The following is a 22,346-nucleotide window of genomic DNA, read 5'->3' as shown; positions in this document are numbered from 1 at the left end:
CCGGAGTCCCCCAGCGCAGGACCCGGACCCGGCGACGGAACCAGCCCGCCCGGACCCCGCCCCGGTGCTGGAGGAGCAGCACGCCCAGCAGCAGAAGACCGGCCGGGACCGTCCAGGGCCACAGCGGCCACCTGTAGTCGGCGAGGGCGACCTGCTCGGGTTCCTCGGGCAGGTGGACGACGGTCCGGGTGAGCGGGTCCCCGGAAGTGTGCCGTCCCCGGGCGGGCGCGATCACCCCGGCACCGTTCGCGGCGGTGAACCGCACCACCGGCTCACCGTGGTCGACCGCGATGACCTCCGCCTCGACCGCCACCCCGTCCAGGGCGAAGGCGGCCCGGTGGACCAGTTCCTCCGTGGCGTGGAAGGCCCCCGCCCCGACCAGTACGCCGAGAACCGCGACGCACAGCCGGACCACGGCCGGGTACCGGTCCCTGGCGGGCGGTCGGGGCGACAGCGAACGCCGGTGCGACTCCAGCTCGCGCGCGAAGTCATTGAAGCCGGGGGGCAGGGGGACGCGATTCACGGGGGATGCCTTCCACACGAAGGGACGGGAACGGCCGGGGGAGGCACGGCCGAAACCTGGATCGGGCCAGATCAGGCCGGTCTTCCGGCCCGGTCACTCACGGGCGAACCGCAGCACGGAGGGTCGGATGCGGCTCCACTCCACCCGGACGGTCTGCGCCGCCTCGTACTCCTCGCTGTCGGAACAGGCGATCTCGATCCGTTCCCGGTACGGCAGGCCGTCGGCCTCGTACACCACGTGGACCCATCCCCTGCACCCGCCCTTCCCGTTGGAGCGAGTGACCTCGGCGACCGGCAGTTCGGCCGTGGTCGAGTCCGCCAGGGCGATCTGGTCCCGGACCGTGTGCACGCCGAAGCCGACGGGTAGAGCGAGGAACCCCGCCAGGACGAGGCCCAGCAGCGCCACGAACTCGCTGTCGGCCGGCAGGAGGCGGATCGGAGCGGGGGCGCGCGGGGCCGGAGCGAGTTCGGCGTGGCGGAGGAGGGCCTTCCCGGCCAGGACCGCACCGAACGACGCCAGGACCGTCGCCGGGACGAACCAGACATACAGCTCTGACGTCGAAACCAGCTCCACCGCTCCCGCAGCCGCGAAGGGCGCCGTGTAGAGCTCGACCGACGCGGCCAGGGCGAGGGCTGCCGGGGCCGCGAACAGGCCGACCGGCAACCACGGGGCATGTCCCGGGCCGGGGGGTTCCACCGGCCGCGGACGAGCGGTCGGACTCGTGGGCCTTCCGGCGCCGCCGGTGCCGGCCCGACCGGAGTCCGCCGCCCCCGAAGTACAGGTATCCCCCCGTGGCCAGCACCAGAACAACCGGCACCAGGAACCACGGAAGCCACACATGGCCCTCCAGCACCGCCCGCTGGGGGGCATCCACCAGGTACAGCACGACCACCTCGCGAGGGTCGCCGTGCGCGAAGGGACCGGGAAGTTCCTTCTCGTACCGCTCCCCGCCCGGGTACTGAAGGAGACCACCGGCTCCCCGTACTCGACACCGACCACGGTGCCCGGTACGGCCGCCGACTCCGTCGCGAACGCGGCCCGGGTCAGTTCGTTGTGCACGACGAAGCCGACCCCCAGACCCGCGAACCCCCCGAAGAGCAGCAGCAGGAAGAGCGCCACCAGGACACCCCTGACCCGGCGCGCCCGACCCCTCCCCGCGGCGGGTTCCGACGCGGGCACGGGAAGAGGGGGCGGAGAGTAACCGCGCTCCCCTATCTTCTTGATCTGCCACTCCGGGGTGGGCCTGGGCCGGTTCGACCTACGCCGTCTGGCCACCGGAGCCCCCTCAGGCCGGGGAAGCGCGGAACGTGGCGCCGCCCCCGGCGGTCGGGGGACGCGCCGTGGTGCGCGAGGTGCATGGGGGACGCCTGTCTGGCCGCGAGCGTGGGCTCGGATCGTGCGGTTCTCGGCCGCTCACCCTAGCCAGCTCAGGTCACGTCCCGGCCACCCGCGGGTGGCTCCTGGGCTGCTCCGGCCCTTCCCGCGAAGAGGGACCCGGGGCGTGTCAGGCGCCCGGGAAAGAGACCTTGGTCGCTGCACGTCGCACCTCGACCACCGCGAGAGGCAGTGCCTCCAACAGGTCCGAGGCGCTGATCGGCGCACCGTCCCGCGCCAGCTCCGCCGCACGCCCGTGCAGGTAGGCGGCGCATATCGCGGCCTCCCAGGCCGGCAGCCCGGAGGCCAGCAAAGCCCCCGCAGCACCCGAGAGCACGTCCCCCGAACCTGCCGTCGCCAGCAGCGGTGTACCCGTCGGGTTGACCGCTGCCGGGGTGCCGGGGTGCGCGATCACCGTCGTGGACCCCTTCAGCAGCACGGTCGCCCCGTACAGCGACGCCGCCCTGGTGACGTGTTCGAGCCTGCGTGCCTCGATCTCGACCCGATCGGCGTCCGACAGCAGCCGGGACAGCTCCCCGGCGTGCGGGGTGAGCAGGGTGTGCGCCGTGCGTCGGCGCACCAGCTCGGCGAGGGAGGCGCTGCCCGCCAGCAGGGTGAGCGCGTCCGCGTCGAGCAGTACCGGGCACTCGCTCTCCAGCACCGCCCGCAGCTCCTCGGCGTTGGCGGGGTCGGTGCCCCGGCCGGAACCGACCACCGCCGCCGAGACCCGGCCCGGCCCCAGGTCGGTACTGTTCAGCGGATCCAGGTTCAGCCCCACCGTCTCGGGCCAGCGCGCGATCACCTGCGCGAGGACGTCCTCGCCGCCCCCGTAGCGGACCATGCCCACCCCCGTGCGCAGGGCGCCCCCCACACACAGGACCGCGGCGCCCCGGTACTGGTCGGACCCGGCGCGCACGGCCAGCACGCCCCGACGGTACTTGTCGTCCTCGGCCGCGAGGGGCGGGAGGAGGCGGGCGACGTCCACAACCTGTGGACAGACCAGGTCGGCACCGGGCAGTTCCGGAGCCAGACCGATGTCGACGAGGTGCACCCGACCCGCCCGCTCCGCGCCCGGATCAACGAACAGGCCGGGCTTGTAGGTACCGAAGGTGACCGTGGCGTCCGCGCGCACCGCGTGCCCGGCCACCTCCCCCGTGTCCGCGTCCACCCCGCTCGGCAGGTCGACCGCCAGCACCGGGGCAGGAGAGTTCGAGGCGAGGGAGGCGAGCGCGGCGAAGGGTTCGCGCAGCCCGCCGCGGCCACCGATGCCGAGGAGGCCGTCGACGACAAGGTCCGTTTCGAACAACGCCGCCTCCACCTCCTCCGGGAGCGGAACGCCGAGGGACTCGGGGAACGCGGCGTCCCCGCCCCCGACCACCCGGCCACCCGCCGCACGCAGGGCCGCCAGACCGCCCGGGTGGGTGCGGCTCCCGGCGAGCACAGCACGCACGAACGCACCGCGGGCGGCCAGGTCCGCCCCCGCGAAGAGCGCGTCGCCACCGTTGTCACCGCCGCCGACCAGCAGTGTGACCCTCGACCCGTAGACCCTGGGCAGCATGCGGGAGCAGTGGACGGCCAGGCCCATGGCGGCGCGACGCATGAGCGCACCTTCGGGCAGTCGGCTCATGAGGGCCTGTTCGGCCGTACGGACAACACTGACGACATGGGCGGAGCGCACCGGTCACCTCCGAGGGGCGGGGTCGGGCCTCCCATCGTGGCGCATCCGGTTCGGAACACACCCGCACCGCCACGCACACCCACCTCCAAGATCCGGGTGCTTTCCGGCGTATCCGCGGTTCGGAGCACTCCCCAGCCCCGAAGAGGACCGCAGCATCCACAGAACATTAATCACTTTCGACTCATATAGCCCGTTGTCACGGGTTCACCACATAGAGAAGTCTTCGCTGGGGACAATAGGTGTATGCCTCGACCGAGCAAATACGTATCCAGGTCCGATCTGGGCTGGGGCACCTCCCCCGCCTCCCGAGCCAACCCCCGCTCCGGTCTCGTCATCCACTACGACAGCGTGAACCAGGGACTCTCCGGCAAGAACCACTCCGCCTGCCTGACCTACTGGCGCAACACCCGTGCGTTCCACACCGGCCCCTCCCGGGGCTGGGCGGACATCGGTTACTGCGTGGACGAGGAGACGGAGGTCCTCACCGAGAACGGCTGGCGGTCGTTCCGTCAGGTCCGCGCGGGCGACACCGCGCTCACCCTCGACCACACGACCGGGACCTCCCAGTGGCAGCCGATCCAGGCCGTCAACGTCTTCCCGGCCACCGAACGCACCCTGATCCGCGTGGAGGGCCGCTCACACTCCTCCCTGACCACCCCGCGCCACCGCTGGCCCGTGACACGCGCCCCCCACACCAGACACGACGCCGAACACCCCCGGTCCGGGGAACACTGGGCGACGACGGAAACACTCACCGCCCGGGACATGATCAGAGTCGCAGCCCCCTGCGACCACCTGCCGGACGAACCCAAGTGGCCCCACGACCTGGTCGAAGAAGTAGCCAGAGCATGGGCCGGCAGGGCGAAGCCGAGCCCCCGCCTGCGAGAGCACCTCACGGAAGGGGTTCCCCACCACTCGTTCCTCCGAGCCCTGACCCGGGAGCAACTGGCCCTGCTCGCCGATCCCGAGAGGCACGTCCCGGACCGGGCCTCGGCCGAGGCCCTCCAGTTCGCCGCCGTGCTGGCCGGACGGGCCGCGCACCTGCACCACGACGAACACGGCTGGACCATGGCACCCGACCACCGCGCCCTCCTGCCGGTCAACCGCGACAAGGACGGCCTGACCCTCCGCGAGGAAACCTACGGCGGGCACATCTGGTGTCCCACCACCCCCAACGGCACCTGGCTGGCCCGGCGTCGGGGGACGGTGTACTTCACCGGCAACTCCTTCATGGCCTGCCCGCACGGGTACGTCATCGAGGGGCGCGGGCTGTACCGCACCCAGGCGGCGCAGCCTGGCGGGAACTCATCGCACTACTCCTGCACCCTGGCGACCGGTCCGACCGACGCCATCACCCCCGAGCAGATCAACGCGGTCCGGGTGCTGCGGCAGTGGCTGATGGAGCCCGACACCTCCATCGCCGGGGCCGTACTGGGACACCGCGACTTCATCTCCACCTCCTGCCCTGGTGACAGGGCCTACCAGCTCGTTCAGGACGGAACATTCACGCAGCCCCCCGGGGCCGTCACGGAAGGACTCGACTTGCTCGGACTCAAGGAAGGCGACGGCATCCCCACCCCCTCCGAGGGGGTCAAGGCCGTCCAGAGGCTGATCGTGGCCGCCGGTTTCGGTGAGCACCTGGAGCCCTACGGGGTCGATGGCCAGTGGGGTAAGGGCACCAGCGCAGGCCTGCTCGCGGCCCGGCACTACGTGGGATCGGGCGTCTCCTCGATCAAGTCCATGACCGGCGAGTCCTACGCCCAGCTCATCCGGGCGTGCGCCCGGCGGGAGGCGGAGCGGGCGGTGAAGGGACTGGACAGCCCCGACAGCGGGGGTGACGGTTCGCTGCCCGGCACGGAGACCGTCGACGTGTCCGGCCAGCTCACCATCGAGCGGTAGGACCGACACCTCCACCCGCCGTGCACTCCCAAGCAACAGCGCCCCAGGGGGTTGGACACGCACGGACGCGAGTCCCCTTCACCCCTGGGGGCTTTGCCGCACTTGTCAGGCTTCCGCGCCCCAGGGGGTCGTGAACCTCCGCTGTGCGCTGTTGTCAGGCGGGCGGTGCAAACCCCCTCAACCCCAGGGGGTCACAGAACGTGCACCTGGTTTACCCTCCCCCGGTGGTGGGGGTTGGCCGGAGCGCGGTGGGCGGCGCCCGGACACAGGGGTTTTCGCCAGGGCTGGGGACACGCATCTCTGGAACACATCAGTGATCCAGGGGGGTTGGCGAGCCACGGGCCTCGCCCTTTTCCAGATCCAGTCGTAGAAAGATCAAGCACGTCCCGCGAGGTGCGTAGCGGCCTCCGAGTACGCCCTACACCAGCCCCCACAGGACTCAGCCGGACGAACACCGGGCCCAGACCACCCCAGGGGGGTGTCCTGAACCCCCACCACAGACCGATGGAAGGCACCACCCGGGCAGACCCCCGCACCACAACGGGTCCTGAACCCCAACCACACACCCCCGTACAGGCTGAGTACGAGGCAGTACATCCGGGGTACTACAGTCTGTCGTAGTTTGGTTCGGTCCGCTGACATGGGCGGACATGCGTGGTGTGCGAGTGGAGGAAGCGTGGTCGACTGGCTGACCATGGCCATTCAGATGGCGTCGTTGGCGATGGCCGTGTGGTGCCTCATCTCGACCTTCCGCGACCAGCCCATGCTGGTCCCGCACCTGATCGGCGTGGGTGTCCTGTGGCTGCTGGTGCTTGGGCAGGTCGGTGCGACCGTGGTGACCATGATCGGCGGCGAACGCCCCGACGAGGTGGTCATGTTCGTGTCCTATCTCGCGACCGTGGTGCTGCTGCCCCCCGCCTGTGCCGTGTGGGGGTTCATGGAGCGCACCAAGTGGGGCCCGGCGGTGATCGCCTTCGCCTGTCTGATCCTTCCGGTGCTGATGGTCCGTATCGAGCAGCTGTGGAGCCCTGTTGTCTGAGACACCGGAAACCGGGCCCGTCGCCGACCGCACTCTGCGCACCGGCCCCGGAAGAGTGCTGGTCGCGGTGTACGCGGTGTTCGCTCTCGCCGCGACCGCGCGCGGAAGCTACCAGCTGGTGACGCGTTTCGAGGAGGCTCCCGTGGCGTACGGCCTGTCCGTGCTCGCCGGGGTGGTCTACCTGATCGCCGCCGTCGGCCTGGCCCGTGCGGGGCGCACCTCTCGGATGGTGGCCCTGGTCTCGGTGTCCGTGGAGATGGCCGGGGTGCTCGTGGTGGGCACGCTGAGCGTGTTCGCGTCCGGGGTGTTCCCGGACGACACCGTGTGGTCCGGTTTCGGCAACGGCTATCTGTTCATTCCACTGGTACTGCCCGTCCTCGGCCTGTGGTGGATCCTGCACGTCCACCGCCTGGACCGCGAGGCACAGACCACCGGGGCCTGACCCCGGGCCTGACCTCCGGTCGAACCACCACTGAGGGTCGGGGCACGGCGACCCTCCGGTTCCGCGGTCACTAGGCTGTCGCCATGTCCGATCAGACGCTGTCCCTGCCGGTGGCCGTTTCGGCCGCCTGGCTCCGTGAGCACCTCGACGAGGTCGTTCTCGTCGACTCCCGTTGGTACCTGGACGGCCGATCCGGCCGTGAGGCCTACCTGAGCGGCCACATTCCCGGCGCCGTGCACGCCGACGTGGATGCCGACCTCGCCGCGCCCGCCAGCCCGGAGGGCGGACGCCACCCGCTCCCGGCCGCCGCCGACCTCGCCCGCACCCTGGGCCGTCTCGGCATCGGCGACCACTCCCGCGTGGTCGTCTACGACGACGCGAACGGTTCCGTGGCCGCGCGCCTGGTATGGATGCTCCGTATCCTCGGCACCTCAGCGGCCTTTCTCGACGGCGGTCTCCGGACCTGGACCGGTGAGCTGGAGGAGGGGGAGGCCACGGTTGCCCCGGTGCACCGCACCGCGCTCCCCTGGCCCGCCGACCGCCTGGTGGACACCGAGGCCCTCCAGAGTGAGCTGGCCGCCCCGGATCGGCTCCTGTTGGACGCCCGCGTCCACGGACGTTTCACCGGTGAGCAGCCTGCGCCCGTCGACGCCCGGGCCGGACACATCCCCGGTGCTCGCAGCGCCGAGTGGCCCGCGAACCTGACCTCGGACGGTCTGCTCGCCGCCCCCGACGTCCTGCGCGAGCGTTTCGCAGCCCTCGGCGCGGATTCCGCGCACACGGTCACCGCCTACTGCGGTTCGGGGGTGACCGCCTGCCACGATCTCCTCGCCCTGGAGCACGCGGGCTTCAGCAACACCCGTCTGTACCCGGGGTCGTGGAGCCGGTGGGGAGGGGACGACTCCCTACCGCTGGAGACCGGGGACACCCAGAACTGACCGGCCGCTCCCTGCTCCGCCCGCGCCCCAGCAACCACTGCCGCCCACACCCAGCAACCGCCACAGCCACAGCCACTCGAACACTCGACGCCCCGCCGGGGCTCGCGCTGTCAGCGCGGACCGCGGCGGGGTTTCGCTACGTTCCCCGGGCCTGCCCCCGCTCCACCAACCGGCCGCCGCCCCGCAAACCCGACCCCACTCCACCAACCTGGCCCCGCTCCTGACCCCACCCCGCTTCCGGCCTTTTTCCCGGCCCGCCAAACCGTCGTCACACAGACCGTTCCCGGTCCCGGCAACCGCCTAGGCTGGGAGGAGGCACAGGTCCGAAAAGACTGAAAGACCCGAAAGCTCCCAAAAAGTGGATGGCCTCATCAGAGATGGCATCATCCGAAAAGAGCAGGTGCTTCAACAGTCCACCACTGGGAAAAGTTCCCGTCAGCACCGTGCTGACCTGACCTGATCCGGCCAGAACCGGAACCGGATCCCCCGAGCCGGCGTCAGACAGAGCAGTAGGATCGCCCGGCCCCAACAGACAACGTGCTTCACCGCGAAACGAGGAACACTGGTGATCGAACTCCTGCTGCTACTGCTTCTCATCGTCGGGATCGTGATCGGAGTCATGATCTACAAGCAGCGCTCCCGCACCCGGAACCCGAAGCAGGACGCGCCCCCGCCGCCACAGGACCCCTTCGCCGCGTCCTCCACCACGGACACCGCCGGTGACCCCCGCAACATCAAGGCGGGGGACATGATCGACTGGGGCACCGAGCGGACCTGGATCCGCGGCACCCTGCGCCTGTCCGAGGGCGGCTACGTCTGGTCCGAGCACTTCCTGGAGGTCGAGGGCGGCAAGCGCTGGCTCTCGGTCGAGGAGGACCCGGACCTCGAACTGGCCCTGTGGACCGGTCGCCCGGACCTGACCATGGTCCCCCAGGGCAAGACCATCGAGCTCGAGGGCGTCACCTACAGGCTGGAGGAGAAGGGCTCCGGCTCCTACCGCTCCGAAGGCACCACCGGTCTCAAGGCCCAGGGCGGCATGGACTACGCGGACTACGAGTCCGCGGACGGTCAGCTGCTCGCCTTCGAGCGTTTCGACCACGGTAGCTGGGAGGTCAGCACCGGCACCAAGATCGCCGCGGGTACCTTCACGATCTTCCCCGGGAGCTGATCCCGGTATGCGTGCGAGCATCAGCACCCCCTTCGTCGACACCAAGGCCGACGACCTGGTCTGGACCCTGAACCACCCGTTGGTCGAGCCCCTGGCGACCCGGACCGTCGAGGTGCCGGGTTTCGGGGTGGAGCTCCGGGTCCTCGGAGCCTCACACCAGGTCGTCCTGCGGTCTGCGTCCGACGGCGGGAAGCTGGTGGAGACGGTCGCCTGCCTGCCGGGGGTTCCCGGCGGGCTTCCCGGCCGCGCCGGGCACCCTCTGCCTGGGGTGGGCGACTACCGCTTCGACTCCGTCGTCGAGTCGTTGCCTCGCCACGAACTCGCCCTCCGGGTCGCGGAGATCCATGAGGAGACCTCCGACTCCCCCAGCGGGCTGCTCGTCGCCTTCCCCGGTGATCCGTTGGCGATCACCGCGCTGCACCTGACCTCTGGCAGCGGGGCGTCCCTGCGCTGGCGTACCTGGCACGCCTACCCGCAGAGCAACGAACTGGTGACGACGACCACAACCCTGACTTCCTGAGGAGGCCGACATGGCCAAGAGCAAAGCCCTTGAAGCACACGCTCCACGACGCAGAATCGCCGCGGTCGGCGGCGCCGTCACCGTGCTGCTCCTTCTCTCGGCGTGTTCGAACGGCAACAACAGCGCTGACTGCGAGCCCCGCGCCAGTGCGACCGCCACCCCTTCGAGCACACCGACCCCGGGGAGCTTCACCAACTCCTCGTACCGCAACACGCCCAGCCCGACACCGACCGACGACTGCGACAACCGCAACGGCAACGGCAACAGCGGTGGCGGCGGCGGAATCTTCTTCTTCGGGGGCGGCGGAGGCGGCGGTTCCAACAGCAACGGCAGCGGAAGCAACAACCGCGGCGGCGGGTCCGGCTTCGGCAAGTAGGGCAAGTAGTCTGCCGTGTCGGGGGACGGGCTCGTTTCCGCAGTCCACACCCACCGACGCCCCAACCATCCCGACACGGACGAGGCCATGAACGAGATCCTCAGCAGCTCCCTTTCCGCCCTGGGTTACGGCGTGGTCGGCACAGTCGTCATGCTGCTCGGCTACCTGATCACCGACCTGCTCACCCCCGGCAAGCTGCACCAGCTGATCTGGGAGGACCGCAACCCGAACGCGATCCTGCTGGTGTCCGCGAACACTCTCGGAGCCGCGGTCGTGGTCGTCTCAGCGATCATGTCCAGCTACTCCGAGCTGGGCCTGGTCCCCGGACTGGTCTCCACGGCGGTCTTCGGGCTCATCGGCCTGGTGGTGATGGCCCTGTCGTTCCTGCTGATCGACCTGCTGACCCCCACGAAGATCAGCCACATCGTCAGCAACGCCGAGTGGCACCCGGCGACCTGGGTCAGCGCGACCGCGCACCTGTCGATCGCGCTGGTCGTGGCCGCCGCCATCTCCTAGGGCCCGGAGGCACCGGGACTCCTGGGGCGCCCACCCCGGGCACCCGGTTTCCGGGCCGACGGCTCCCGGGGGACCGGTCCGGCGGACCGGCCCCGCACTTCCTCGAGAAAGCAGTACCTTGACCGAGACCACGGCCCACTCGCGGCCCCGACTCCCGGTGCCCGCGCGCGCGGCCCGGTTCTTCATCCTGTTGGCGGTGTTCATCTGCGCCGCCTGCGGCCTGGTGTACGAGCTGGCACTGGTGGCGATCGGCAGCTACCTGCTCGGCGACACCATCACGCAGGCCTCAGTGGTCCTGTCGGTCATGGTGTTCGCCATGGGTGTGGGTTCGCTGCTGTCCAAGCGGTACCAGGCCCGCCCCGCACTGTCGTTCGCCGTGGTGGAAGGCCTGCTGTCGTTGGTCGGCGGCCTGTCGGTCCTGCTGCTGTACGGGTCCTTCGCCTGGTTGTCCGTAAACGCCTACCAGCCCACGCTGGTGCTGCTGGCGTTCGTCATCGGCACCCTCATCGGCATCGAGATCCCGCTGCTGATGACGCTCATCCAGCGCATCCGCAAGCAGGAGGCCTCCGAGGCGGTCGCGGACCTGTTCGCCGCCGACTACGTGGGCGGTCTGATCGGCGGACTGGCCTTCCCGTTCCTGCTGCTGCCGTTGCTGGGTCTGCCCAAGGGCGCTCTGATGGTGGGGCTGCTGAACGCGGTCATCGGTGTCGCGGTGGTGCTGTGGCTGTTCCGCACGGATCTGACCAGGCTCGCCTACGTGGGGTTGAGCGCGGGGCTGACGTTCATCGTCGTCGTGCTGGGGCTGGCCTACTACTTCGCCGAGCACTTCGAGGTGGACGCCCGGCAGGCCATGTACCGGGACCCGATCGCGTACGCGGAGCGCAGCGAGTACCAGGAGATCGTGCTCACGCAGTCCCTGGACGGCCGGGACGTGCGCATGTTCCTCAACGGGTCCCTCCAGTTCTCCACACTGGACGAGTACCGGTACCACGAGTCGCTCATCCACCCGGCGATGGACGGCCCGCGCGAGGACGTGCTGGTCCTGGGCGGCGGGGACGGCCTGGCCATCCGGGAGCTGCTGCGCTACGACGACGTCGACTCGGTGACCCTCGTGGACCTGGACCCGGCCGTGATCGAGCTGGCCTCCACCCATCCGGTGCTCCGCGAGCTCAACGACGACTCCTTCCAGGACCCGCGGGTGGACGTCGTCAACGCCGACGCGTTCCAGTGGCTGCGTGACAACCCGGACAACTTCGACGTGGTCATCGCGGACCTTCCGGACGGCACCGACGTGGGTACCTCGAAGCTGTACACCATCGAGTTCTACGCGCTGTTGGAACAGGCCCTGAATCCCGACGGGCGGGTGGTGGTGCAGGCCGGTTCACCGTTCTTCGCCCCGGACGCCTACTGGAGCGTGAGCGACTCGCTGGAGGAGGCCGGGATCGCGGTCACCCCGTACAACGTGGACGTCCCGACCTTCGGCAACTGGGGTTTCTACCTGGGGGCCTCCGAGCGGGAATCGGATCGGGCACCGGAGCTGACACTGCCGGACGATGCCCCCGAGCTGCGCTTTCTGGACGACGCCCTGCTGTCGGCGGCTCTGGTGTTCCCGAAGGACCGGCAGGAGGGCGATGTCCGCTCCTCCACGCTGATGCATCCGCGGATCATCGGCTACCACCAGGACCGCCAGGCCTGGCGGGGTTACTGAGTTCCGGATCGTACGCACCCGGACACACCGATGGCGCCCGTACCGCCGGTACGGGCGCCATCGGTGTCAGACACCGCGCGACCTGGGATCTTGGGCCAGTGGGCGGCCACGCGGTGGTTTCGGCCGGGGGCGGGCCCGCGGGGGGAGCGGGTCACCTTCGTCGGCTCCCCCGCGGCCCGACGCCCATCCTCACCCCGGCCGGGCGGACGGCGTGCACGCCACGCCGTCCGCATCACCCCGGATGACAACCCTTGACACGGACTTGCCGCCCCTTGCCGGAAACGGATGCTTTTCGTCCGGGCGCACCCGAGTGGCCGGACCGGGGGACCTGCCCGGCTCGGGGCGGGCAACGGCCCGCCCCGGCGGAACCGGTCCGGCCGACTGTCGGAGCCCGCGTTCCCACCATCTCCAGAACAGTGCGGCCGACGGCGTTCGGTGTGCTTCTGGGGGTCTCGATCCGTCCTCTCCCCGTTGGTAGGGTCAGCTCGCCTCAGGGTCCGCGAAACGGCGCCGGGACCGGAGCTCGGACCGAAGGAGAGCGGTAGGAGATGATCAGAGCCAAGGGTTACATGGGCAACTCGGTGACGTTCGACGGTGAGTGGGTGACCATCGACCGGAAGGGCCTGAGTGCCCTGTTCATGGGGGGCAAGCAGATCCGCCTGCACGTCAGCACCATTGCACAGGTCCGGTTCAAGGGCTCCGATCTGCAGAAGAACGGGTACATCGAGTTCGTCCACGAGGAGCACGGCGACCGGAAGTCCCGGAAGCGGGTTCGCCGACAGCAGGTCTTCGACCCCAAGATGTCCGTGTACTTCCTGCGCAAGCACCAGGCCGACTTCGAGGAACTGCACGCGGCGGTTCTCCGTGCCGCGCAGACGGGCCCTTCGGAGGCCGCCACGGCGAGCCTGCCGGAGCAGATCGGCCAGCTCCAGAAGCTGTTCCAACAGGGGGCGCTCAACCAGGAGCAGTACGACCAGGCTGTCGCGAAGCTCACCGGAGGCTGATCCGCGCCCGGACCCCGAGCACCTCCCCATAACTCATCCCCGGACCCTGTCCCGGTACCGGGGCGGGCAACGGCCGCGGACGGCCCTCACCCCTGTTCCGAGCGCTCCAGGGCCGCCAGGGCGGTGACCGCGCCCAGTTCCCAGCAGTCCTGCCTGGCCTCCGTTCCGGGACGGCCGGTGACGGCGACCGGGGGCCGGTGCCGGCTCCACCCCATGCCCTTGGTGATCGACTCCACCGCGCGTACCGCACCCGAGGTGTCGTTGTCCCCGTGCACGTAGAGCGAGTACGGCAGTCCCCGCGTGTCGGTCTGTACGGGGTAGTACACCGTGTCGAAGAAGTGCTTCAGGGCACCGGACATGTAGCCGATGTTGACCGGGGTCCCCAGCACCACCGCGTCGGCTTCCAGAAGGTCCGCGGCGGTTGCGACCAGGGCCGCCCTGGCCCGTACCTGGACCCCTTCGATATCGTCGGTGCGGGCACCGTCGAGCACCGCTTCCAGAAGTTCCTGTGTGGCAGGGGAGACAGTGTGGTGAACGATGAGCAGTCGTGCCATACACCCACACTAGGCAGTGCTCCCTCCGGAACCGACGGCCCCTCGACGGCGTCGGAAGAACTGGCGTTGCAAGCCACCTGACCTCGGGCGACCCCGGACGCCCGCACTGACGGGCGCAGAGTTCAGCCGTCCCTACGGCCCGGTCACACGCTCCCGTCCCCAGCAGAAACCGTGGAAGAAAGCCAAGGGCCGCATGAATCAGCCTCCGCACGACCCCTACCAAGGTCCTCCGCCGGGGACGCCTCCACACGACCCCTACCAAGGTCCTCCCCCGGGGACGCCCCCGACCGGAGGCCAACCACCGATGGGCCCACCGCCTCCCGGGTGGGCGCCCCCAGGAGGCGGCCAACCGCCGATGGGCCCGCCCCCTCCCGGAGGCCCCTACGGCGGCCCGCCCCAGGGCGGTGATCCCTACGGCGGTCAGTACGGTCCTCCCCAGGGCGGCGACCCCTACGGTGGTGTTCCCTACGGAGGCCAGTACGGTCCTCCCCAGGGCGGCGACCCCTACGGCGGCCAGTACGGTCCCGACCCGTATGGCGGCCAGTACGGCGCCCCCTACGGCCAGCCCGCTCCCAGGAAGGGGACCTCCCCCTGGCTGTGGGTGAGCCTCGGATGCGGCGGGATCTTCGTCATCGGTCTCGTCCTGGTCCTGCTGCTCTTCTTCGTCTTCGCTGAGGTCGAGGACGACAGCACCGGTGGCAGCGCCGGTGGCAGCGCCGACCAGTCCAACTCGGACATGCCAGGCCTCGGCGAGGAGGTCGCGCACGACGGCCTGCTCTTCACCGTGACCGAGGTCGAGACCGGCCTGTCCGAGGTCGAGGGCCGGCGGGCGACCGGTGAGTACGTCGTCGTGCACCTGGAAGTCGGAACCGACGACGCCCTCTTCCCGCTGTTCTGGCGGGACGAACAGCACCTGTACACGGAGACCGGCACCCAGATCGAGGAGGACTACGAGGCCACCGGTGCCTACGACGACACCGAGATGAGTGTGCTCGTGCCGCAGGAGGGCACCGTGAGCACGGCGATCGTCTTCGACGTGGACGACCCCGACGAGCTCTCCCACATCGGTCTGAGCGCGGAGACCTACGGCGGCAACGAGGTCGAGATCGACATCACCGGCTGATCCGGTCCCCGCCGACCGGACCGGAGCGACCCCTCCGGTCCGGTCGGCGCAGGGGCGGATCCCGCTCAGGGGCCGTCGGGGCACCACTCCCGGCGGCCCTCCGGCATGTGTGCCCGCCTCCGGAATTCTCGCTGGCCCAGCAGCGAAACCTGCCTTTCCTCTGAATCAACACCGCCGCGCAAAGGGCATTTATTCCCAGGGCCACGAATGCGAAAGTGTCAACCCATTCGCGTTCCCCCTGCCGGATTTCGGATATCGACCTGCCGTTCACCTCTTGTCCGGGGTGCGACCGCTACAGCGCGCCAACCCGCTCGCGCCCAGGTACCGGCCTGTGCCCGACGGCCCCACCGTCACCACGGGAGGGTGGACAACCCGAACACCGGGTTCGCGCCCGACGCCATCGTGGACCGGTTCTGCCCGGTCGGAACGGTTGCGGAGCACGTGGAGAAACTGGAGCAACTGCGCGCCGCGGGCGTGGACCAGTTCGCGGTCCACGCGATGCACGACGACGTCGACGGGGTCATCGACGCCTACGGCCGGGACGTCGCCCCGACCCTGGCCCCGGCCGCCCCAGGCTGGGACACACGACCGCGCGGCCGGTAGCCGACGGGCACCGGCCGGGGCCGCGGTGCCGACGTACCGCGTCATCGCGCGGGGCATGACGTGCGAAGATGTTCGACGGCCTGGCACCGTTCCGGATATTTCGGATCTTTCGCCGGGCTCCGCCCGCGCAGGCCCAGTGCCGCGTCCGCGCGGACCGCTCCCCCGCCAGCCCCACTGAAACGCAGGTGTCCCGTGTCCACAGTGCCCTCCACACCCGAGCCGCCCCTGCCCGAACCGCCATCCCAGATCATCCACTCCGACGGCCGTGTGTCGATGCCCGAGGGCACCGCCCCCGCCCGGGGCCCGTTCGTCAACGACGACCTCCAGCCCCTCCCCGTATCGAGGCGGACCTGGGGCACCGGGAGCTTCACCGCGCTGTGGGTGAGCATGTCGGTCAGCATCCCCGCGTGGACGCTGGCGAGCGGCCTGATCGCGGCCGGGCTGGACTGGCGCCAGGCCATGGTCACCATCGTCCTGGGCAACCTCATCGTGCTGCTGCCGATGGTGCTGACCGGCCATGCCGGCGCCAGGTACGGCATTCCGTTCCCCGTGTTCGCCCGGTCCTCCTTCGGTCTGCGCGGCGCCAACCTGCCCGCCCTGCTGCGCGGCGCGGTGGCCTGCGGTTGGTTCGGGATCCAGACCTGGATCGGCGGTCAGGGTGTGCACGTCCTGACCGGTCGGCTGTTCGGGGACGGCTGGGTCGACGCCACGGAGGTCGGCGGCAACCCGTGGACGCTGTGGCTGTCCTTCGGCCTCTTCTGGCTGGCCCAGGTCGCGATCATCCTCTGGGGCATGGAGGGTGTGCGCAGGGTCCAGGTGTGGGCCGCCCCGCTGATGGCCGTCGGCGGTGTAGCCCTGCTGGTGTGGATGGCGGTCGAGGCGGGCGGCTTCGGCCCGATGCTCGCCGTCGAGGGCGGAACGGACTGGGGTCCGTCCTTCTGGGCGCTGTTCTTCCCCTCCCTGATGGCCGTGGTCGGCTACTGGGCGACCCTGACCCTGAACATCAGCGACTTCACCCGCTTCTCCTCCTCCCAGCGCGCGCAGGTGGTGGGCCAGTCCCTGGGCCTGCCCACGACCATGACGCTGTTCTCACTGATCGCGGTCATGGTGACCGCCGGCACCGCGTCCGTCTACGGTGAGCCGATCTGGAACCCGATCCACGTCGTGGACAGGATGGAGAGCGGGATCGGGCTGCTCTTCGCGATCTTCGTGGTCCTGCTGGCGACGGTCTCCACCAACGTCGCGGCCAACCTGGTCGGCCCCGCCTACGACCTGGCCAACCTCAAACCCAGCTGGATCAGCTTCCGTACCGGAGCGATCCTCACCTGCTTCCTCGGGGTGCTCATCTTCCCCTGGAAGCTCATCGAGGACGAGAACGTGTACGTCTTCACCTGGCTGGGCACCGTCGGCGGACTGCTGGGCGCGGTGGCGGGCATCCTACTCGCCGACTACTGGCTGCTGCGCCGCACCCACATCAACCTGCCCGCCCTGTACACGCGCGGATCCGAGTACTGGTACTCCGGCGGCTGGAACTGGCGCGCCCTGGCCGCCTTCGGAACGGGTGCGCTGCTGGCCGTGGGCGGCTCGAACTCACCCGAGGGCGAGGGCCCCTTCCCGGCCGGAGGGCTCATCCCGCCGCTGGCCCCGCTGTCCGACTACGGGTGGCTGGTCGGTCTGCTCAGCGCGCTGCTGGTGCACTGGGCGCTGGGCCGCCTCCTCCCGGACCCGAGACAGCGGGCCGCCGAGGAAGAGGCCACCGACCGGTCGGCAGACCCCGTCGCCTGACCCCGGGACGCGTCCCCGGGCGCCGCGCGGCAGTGTTCGCCGCGCGGCGCCTTTTCCCGGCCTTGCCCGGTTGAGGCGTGTGTCGAGGTCGGGAGTTTCCCTCCTCCTGTATGAACGCTGCAGAGAGCGCCGCTCACCGCACATGAGCGAAGTCTGCGGCAAAGAGTGCATCGGCCAAGAAGAAGCTGAACACCGGGGACCTCGCGCAGGTCGTTCACCGCCCTGGCGAGCAACGAGCGGGCCGACCGTTGAAAAACACACCGTTCCCGCAGATCAAAAAGTTATACAAGTAGACTGTTCACACGGTACAGACCAACACCGAGAGACCGCGCGGGGCAGCAGGGTGGCGGGTCCCGGCCCCTCGGGATCCTCTGGCCCGCCCCGCCGGACGCCGTGAGAAGCCGCCTGGACTACGACGCAGGGCACGGGCGCCATAACGCAGAGAGCACATCGTGACTACTGTTACGAGAGCTCTGCCCAACACCTCGGTTCCCGTGAAGTAAAATCATGGTGCCGATCTAGGCCCTCTACCACCTACACGTGCGCAGAAGCCTCTCGCTGGGCGTGGCGCAGGGTGAGAGGCCACGGCCCCACTTCTCAGCCCACCACGGGGTAACCCGCGCCCGGATGCAACCACAGAGAGGGACTGCCAGCATGAGTCTGCGTTCCCGCATTGATCGCTTCAGATCCCGAACCGTCCAGGACAAGAAGCGAAACGTCATCGAGCTTCTCTGGCGTCAGGGCAAGGCTGACAGGCGTCGGGCCCTGCTCTCCGGCGACAAAGGGCTACGCATGGCCAAGGTCGGCGACCAGGTTCTCCCCGCACGCGTCGTCAACGGCTTCACCGCCCAGGACAGCGCTGTCGACAACCTGGAGTTCGTGACCTCAGCTCTGGAAGCAGCGGGCATCTCCTTCTTCCTGGTGCCGGGAATGAGCCGCATCCGTTACTCCGTCGGCCTCGACGAGAACGACAGATCAGCCTTCCTCCTCTCACTCCTGCGTCAGCAGAGAACGAGCGCGGTCTACATCGCCAGACCCAACAAGGGCAACAAGTTCATGCACAGCATGATCTGTGCTGACGGAGCCGTCTCCCCTGCCGTGGCCGAGGCGAGCGTTCTGCGCGTGGGAGAGATCCGGCTGAGTCCTGCGGGACAGTTGCTGGCAGGCCCCGAACTCGGCTGTGACGTGGAGTTCTGGCAGGACGGTGGCCAGCTGCTCGCCTCCCCCGAAGGGGAACAGCGTCTCGCCGGCGTGCAGCCACAGGCGTCGGAGGAGGTCTTCGCCGAATCCCTGGTCGCGCCCCGCCAGAACCGAATCGCCGACGTTCTGCCAAAGAGCGAGCGGAAACCCACAACGCTGCGGGTACGCGACCGGGAAGTCCCCACGTACGAGGCGTTGACCCAGGTCACCGCTGACGACGTCGACTTTCCGATCGACGTGGTCTACACCTGGGTGGACGGTAACGAACCGGAGCTGCGAGCCAAGCGGGCACGCTACAAGGGTGAGATCGCGGAAATCCTGGACAAGGAGACCAACGACTCGCGCTACACGAGCCATGACGAGCTGAAGTACTCACTGCGCTCGCTGGAGATGTACGCGCCCTTCGTCCGGAACGTGTACATCGTGACCGACGGCCAGACGCCGGCCTGGTTGGACACCTCACAGGACCGTGTCCGGGTCGTGGACCACCGGGACATCTTCCCCGACGGGGTGCTCCCGGTGTTCAACTCACACGCGATCGAGACCCGGCTGCACCACATCCCGGGGCTTTCCGAACACTATCTGTACTTGAACGACGACGTCTTCTTCGGTCGTCCGATCACACCTCAGCACTTCTTCTACGGCAACGGTCTCGTCAAAGTCCCCGTTTCACCACTCAAGATCGGCCTCGGGGAAGCGCACGGGAACGAGACCGCCACCAACTCGGCGAGCAAGAACGTGCGACACCTGCTCGAGCGCGTGCACGGCCGGTTCACCACGAACAACTTCATGCACACACCGATGCCCCAACGCAGAGACGTTCTGTTGGAGCTGGAGAAGATGTTCCCCGAGGAGCTCGACCAGACCATGCGGTCGCGTTTCCGCTCACCCGCGGACATCGCGCTGACAGCACCCATGCACCATTATCAGACCATGCTGACCGGGCGTGGCATTCCCGGGCGCTTCAGTTTTCGCTACGTCAACGTGAGCAGGGAGGACGCGGACGCTCGACTGGCGGACATCCAGGCCACTCAACGCTTCGACTTCTTCTGTCTGAACGAAGTGGACGTTCCCGAAGACGCGCGGGACGCAGTCCACCAGCGTATGGTCTCCTTCCTCGACCGGTACTTCCCCTTCCCCAGCTCGGTGGAGAAGCAGTCGACCTGACCCGGTTCTCCAGGACCGGGCTTGGAGGTAGTGCCCAACTGGCTGCTGGGTTGGACTCCTCCGTCCCTCACCCCCCCGGGGGGGTGAGGGACGTGTGCCTCACGCCCCGTGTTCCACCTCGGGGACCTCGCGTGCGGCGACGAGGTAGCACGCCGTCGCGCTCGATGGGAGCGGACTCGCCCTGCCGGTGCGCCTGGAGCGTCTTTGGTGCGTTGGCCGAGCACCCGAAGCGGACATTCTTGAGCTGCCCGGACGTGGTCCGGACGGACACAGTCTGCTGGTCGTACCGCCGGCTCAGTCGGGTAGCCGGGACGCATCACCGCGTCCCGGCCTCCTCAGAGCTGTGCGTGAGCCTCTCACCGCACACGGCTCAAGCAGGCCTCGCGGGCCGCTGTTCGACCTTCCGGGACGCTGCGGGGTACCGCGTCGGGTCTGTGTGCAGTTGTTCCTGCGCGAGGAAGGTGAGGTGACGGGAGAGCGTAGAGGGCCCTCCCGTCGGGAACCCGGTCGGTTCGGTGGTCGGCACCCGAGCCGTCCGATCGGTACCGTTCCGTCACGGCTCCGTACGCACGAGCAGGACGTCTCCCACCGCACGCTCCCCTTCGGAGGGCACACCAGTCAGAATCGTCTCGCCTTCCACGACCATGCTCACGCTGCCGCCGCCATCCAGGGCAACGGCGTCACGGGCTCCGAGGTCGCGCATCAGTCCGGCGGCCTCGTGCAGGGCAAGCCCGTCGCTGATTCCAGGGGTACGCCCTGAAGAAGCGAGCAGCATCACCTGGCCGCGATCATCCACACCCATGAGCATGCGGGGGGAGCGCCGCAGGGCCCAGCTGTACGCGAAGGAGGCGTCCTGCGGGTGGACCAGGCCATCGGCCTCGGCATCGATTTCGACCCGCCCGTCGCGCAGCAGGCGGGGGCCCGCGTTAACAACGCTCACCTCCCGCCCCTCCCATTCCAAGGGGGTTCCGGTGCCGGTCTCACTGACCACCCTGTCGACGGACAAACGGGTTCCCACCCGGGCGTGCTCCTCCAGCCAGGCAGCACCCTCACCGATACCCTGCAATGTGTATCCGCCGGAGGGGACGGTCGTCCCGGGTTCGTGAAGACCGGACACCGTGAAAGTACTGTCCAAGACAGCTTCAAGCCCCGCGACCTCTGGTGTCGTCCCCTGGAGGGCGTCACTGAACAGGACGAGTTCGTGGTCGTCGGTGCAGGTGAAATCATGGAGCGGCAGTTCTGTCGGAAGGTCGCCCCCGACACCTCCGCAGTTGCGGATCAGCCCTGGAACGCGGTTTATCCCGTCGATCTCACGTCTGGCGCTCCCCGCTGTGACGGTGATGTGCGTGGAAAGTTCAGTGAAGCGCGGCAGGAGCCCCTGTTCTTCCAGGACCAACGAAATTCGGCCATTGGTCGCTTCGGAGTGCAGTTCTCCCCCGTAGATACCTATACCGGCGGGCGCTCCGATGATCCCATCGTCGTCCAGCATGACGAAGAAACCGGCGTTAACAGCAAGAACCGCATCGGTGGCAGCGACTGTGTCAGCCACCGTGGACCTACCGTTGATCGCCTGCCCGTATTCGGCCTCAATGCTTCCTGACATGACGTTGGGATCGATGACAGCCAATACAGCTTGCAGCATCAAATCCGAACTATCGTGTTCAGAACCACTCCATTCAGCAACCGCGTCCCACCCTTCTTCGGAGAGTGTGAGCGCCCGACTCCGGGCAGCTTTCTCTTCTGAATAAAATTCGTCCAGAAGCACCCGCCAACCGAGAGGGTTTCCCGAGGAGACATATCCTTCCGGCCACAGAACTTCGGAAGCGGATGCGATAATCCCCTGAGAACTCAGTTCCGTTACCGTAGCCAACGCCTTCGCCTCGGACATGATCAGCTGAGGCCCAGTCCGGCCTGCCGCACGGACCGCCACGGACCACTGTCCTTCCCCCTCCTTGATAAACCCTTCGTAGAGTTCCAGTCCCGGAACCACAGTTCTGCCGGACCACTCCCCCGGGGCCAGCAGTGTGGAATCTGCGACAGTCTTCCCACCGGCGATGGCATCGCTCGTGAAACCATCGCCACCGCAGGAGGCCAGAACAACGGCCGAGACAGCTGCGCCCAGGTACCGCAACCAGCGTTTTCCAGCGACTGGAAGAGACGGTTCCGTGCAGCGGGAACGCTTCATCCCTGTTTCAGCAGCCGGTGAGGCATACGCAGTGTTCGGCGGAACTCGCTTCATGGGTCGGCGTACCTCACCTTCGGCTGTACCAGACCGCGTCCACACAGTGCACTGAGGCGGAACGGTCCAACTGATGGTAAACCCCGGTTCCGGGGAACGGCGGGAAGCGGCGCGCACTCCGTGTCCGCCCCCGGACCGGTGAACCCGGGGGCGTCATACCCGTGCGGTCGGTGCCTCCACCGCTTGAGGTCACGGACTTCGACCACGCTGCACTCTCGGCGGGCGGGGGGCTCGGTGCGATGAGCGGCGCGGCCGTCTGCGGCTGTCGGTCACACCGTTGGCGCGGTGGCGATCGGCCCGGCGTGGGGCGGTGCTCCCGGTCCGGATCGGGCCGAAGGGGTGCGGTAAGCGATGGGCAGCGGCTTGGCCGGACCGGGCCCCGATACTCGCTGCGCCGGCCCGCGCCCGGATCACACCCCTGCGTCACCGTCCCGGAACGCTCGACGGGTGATCCCCCGTTGCCGAGCCGTCCCTCGGGACACGACTCCAC

At 68.9% G+C, this 22,346-nt stretch carries 18 protein-coding genes and 1 pseudogene; 15 read left to right on the top strand and 4 right to left on the bottom strand.

Annotated elements, in window-relative coordinates; genetic code table 11:
• Nucleotides 1-616: 616 nt before the first annotated feature.
• A complete protein-coding gene (locus tag ACUKCB_RS25335) occupies nt 617-1,186 on the bottom strand; it encodes a hypothetical protein (protein ID WP_473038063.1) in 570 nt (189 codons plus the stop codon).
• Between the two features lie 175 nt (nt 1,187-1,361).
• On the opposite strand from ACUKCB_RS25335, the gene ACUKCB_RS25330 reads away from it, so the two are divergent.
• Nucleotides 1,362-1,724: a hypothetical protein gene (locus tag ACUKCB_RS25330; protein ID WP_473038062.1), complete on the top strand. Its 363-nt coding sequence runs from the start codon at nt 1,362-1,364 to the stop codon at nt 1,722-1,724.
• 303 nt (nt 1,725-2,027) lie between these two features.
• Here ACUKCB_RS25330 and ACUKCB_RS25325 read toward each other — a convergent pair whose 3' ends face one another.
• Nucleotides 2,028-3,575: an NAD(P)H-hydrate dehydratase gene (locus ACUKCB_RS25325; protein ID WP_473038061.1), complete on the bottom strand. Its 1,548-nt coding sequence runs from the start codon at nt 3,573-3,575 to the stop codon at nt 2,028-2,030.
• 243 nt (nt 3,576-3,818) lie between these two features.
• Here ACUKCB_RS25325 and ACUKCB_RS25320 point away from each other — a divergent pair, with 243 nt between their 5' ends.
• From ACUKCB_RS25320 to ACUKCB_RS25275, 10 genes are all read left to right on the top strand, one after another.
• The gene (locus tag ACUKCB_RS25320) at nt 3,819-5,474 is read left to right on the top strand and encodes a hypothetical protein (protein ID WP_473038060.1); all 1,656 of its coding nucleotides are present in this window, start codon (nt 3,819-3,821) and stop codon (nt 5,472-5,474) included.
• Nucleotides 5,475-6,150: 676 nt separating this feature from the next.
• Nucleotides 6,151-6,513, top strand: a complete 363-nt coding sequence (locus ACUKCB_RS25315; RefSeq protein WP_473038059.1) for a hypothetical protein — start codon at nt 6,151-6,153, stop codon at nt 6,511-6,513.
• Nucleotides 6,506-6,955 carry a hypothetical protein gene (locus ACUKCB_RS25310; RefSeq protein WP_473038058.1) on the top strand — a complete coding sequence of 150 codons (450 nt, stop codon included), beginning with the start codon at nt 6,506-6,508 and terminating at the stop codon, nt 6,953-6,955. The genes ACUKCB_RS25315 and ACUKCB_RS25310 overlap by 8 nt, the downstream gene beginning before the upstream one ends.
• Nucleotides 6,956-7,038: 83 nt before the next feature.
• On the top strand, nt 7,039-7,893 hold the full coding sequence (locus ACUKCB_RS25305; protein WP_473038057.1) for a sulfurtransferase: 855 nt from the start codon (nt 7,039-7,041) through the stop codon (nt 7,891-7,893).
• A gap of 565 nt (nt 7,894-8,458) precedes the next feature.
• Complete coding sequence (locus tag ACUKCB_RS25300; protein WP_473038056.1) at nt 8,459-9,061, top strand: DUF4178 domain-containing protein; 603 nt, start codon at nt 8,459-8,461, stop codon at nt 9,059-9,061.
• Between the two features lie 7 nt (nt 9,062-9,068).
• On the top strand, nt 9,069-9,581 hold the full coding sequence (locus ACUKCB_RS25295; RefSeq protein WP_473038055.1) for a DUF2617 family protein: 513 nt from the start codon (nt 9,069-9,071) through the stop codon (nt 9,579-9,581).
• Nucleotides 9,582-9,591: 10 nt separating this feature from the next.
• Entirely contained in the window at nt 9,592-9,957 is a 366-nt protein-coding gene (locus tag ACUKCB_RS25290; protein WP_473038054.1) for a hypothetical protein, read from the top strand.
• Nucleotides 9,958-10,044: 87 nt separating this feature from the next.
• Nucleotides 10,045-10,473: a DUF350 domain-containing protein gene (locus ACUKCB_RS25285; protein WP_191266507.1), complete on the top strand. Its 429-nt coding sequence runs from the start codon at nt 10,045-10,047 to the stop codon at nt 10,471-10,473.
• Nucleotides 10,474-10,591: 118 nt separating this feature from the next.
• The gene (locus tag ACUKCB_RS25280; RefSeq protein ID WP_473038053.1) at nt 10,592-12,181 is read left to right on the top strand and encodes a polyamine aminopropyltransferase; all 1,590 of its coding nucleotides are present in this window, start codon (nt 10,592-10,594) and stop codon (nt 12,179-12,181) included.
• 548 nt (nt 12,182-12,729) lie between these two features.
• On the top strand, nt 12,730-13,185 hold the full coding sequence (locus ACUKCB_RS25275) for a DUF4429 domain-containing protein (protein ID WP_473038052.1): 456 nt from the start codon (nt 12,730-12,732) through the stop codon (nt 13,183-13,185).
• An 86-nt stretch (nt 13,186-13,271) separates the two neighbouring features.
• On the opposite strand, the gene ACUKCB_RS25270 is transcribed toward ACUKCB_RS25275, so the two are convergent.
• On the bottom strand, nt 13,272-13,739 hold the full coding sequence (locus ACUKCB_RS25270; protein ID WP_473038051.1) for a flavodoxin family protein: 468 nt from the start codon (nt 13,737-13,739) through the stop codon (nt 13,272-13,274).
• 355 nt (nt 13,740-14,094) lie between these two features.
• Between ACUKCB_RS25270 and ACUKCB_RS25265 the strand changes: the two genes are divergently transcribed.
• From ACUKCB_RS25265 to ACUKCB_RS25250, 4 genes and pseudogenes are all read left to right on the top strand, one after another.
• Nucleotides 14,095-14,862, top strand: a complete 768-nt coding sequence (locus ACUKCB_RS25265; protein ID WP_473038050.1) for a hypothetical protein — start codon at nt 14,095-14,097, stop codon at nt 14,860-14,862.
• Between the two features lie 345 nt (nt 14,863-15,207).
• Nucleotides 15,208-15,465: pseudogene (locus ACUKCB_RS25260) on the top strand (hypothetical protein); the annotation flags it as partial.
• A gap of 273 nt (nt 15,466-15,738) precedes the next feature.
• Entirely contained in the window at nt 15,739-17,250 is a 1,512-nt protein-coding gene (locus ACUKCB_RS25255) for an NCS1 family nucleobase:cation symporter-1 (RefSeq protein WP_473041127.1), read from the top strand.
• 654 nt (nt 17,251-17,904) lie between these two features.
• Complete coding sequence (locus ACUKCB_RS25250) at nt 17,905-19,617, top strand: stealth family protein (protein WP_473038049.1); 1,713 nt, start codon at nt 17,905-17,907, stop codon at nt 19,615-19,617.
• Nucleotides 19,618-20,170: 553 nt separating this feature from the next.
• Here the strand turns inward: ACUKCB_RS25250 and ACUKCB_RS25245 are convergent.
• On the bottom strand, nt 20,171-21,505 hold the full coding sequence (locus tag ACUKCB_RS25245; protein ID WP_473038048.1) for a phosphodiester glycosidase family protein: 1,335 nt from the start codon (nt 21,503-21,505) through the stop codon (nt 20,171-20,173).
• Nucleotides 21,506-22,346 lie beyond the last annotated feature (841 nt).

It is taken from the genome of Nocardiopsis moroccensis (assembly GCF_055763695.1).
The sequence above is the reverse complement of the archived record's forward strand: the minus strand, read 5'-3'. Positions and strand labels throughout refer to the sequence as shown.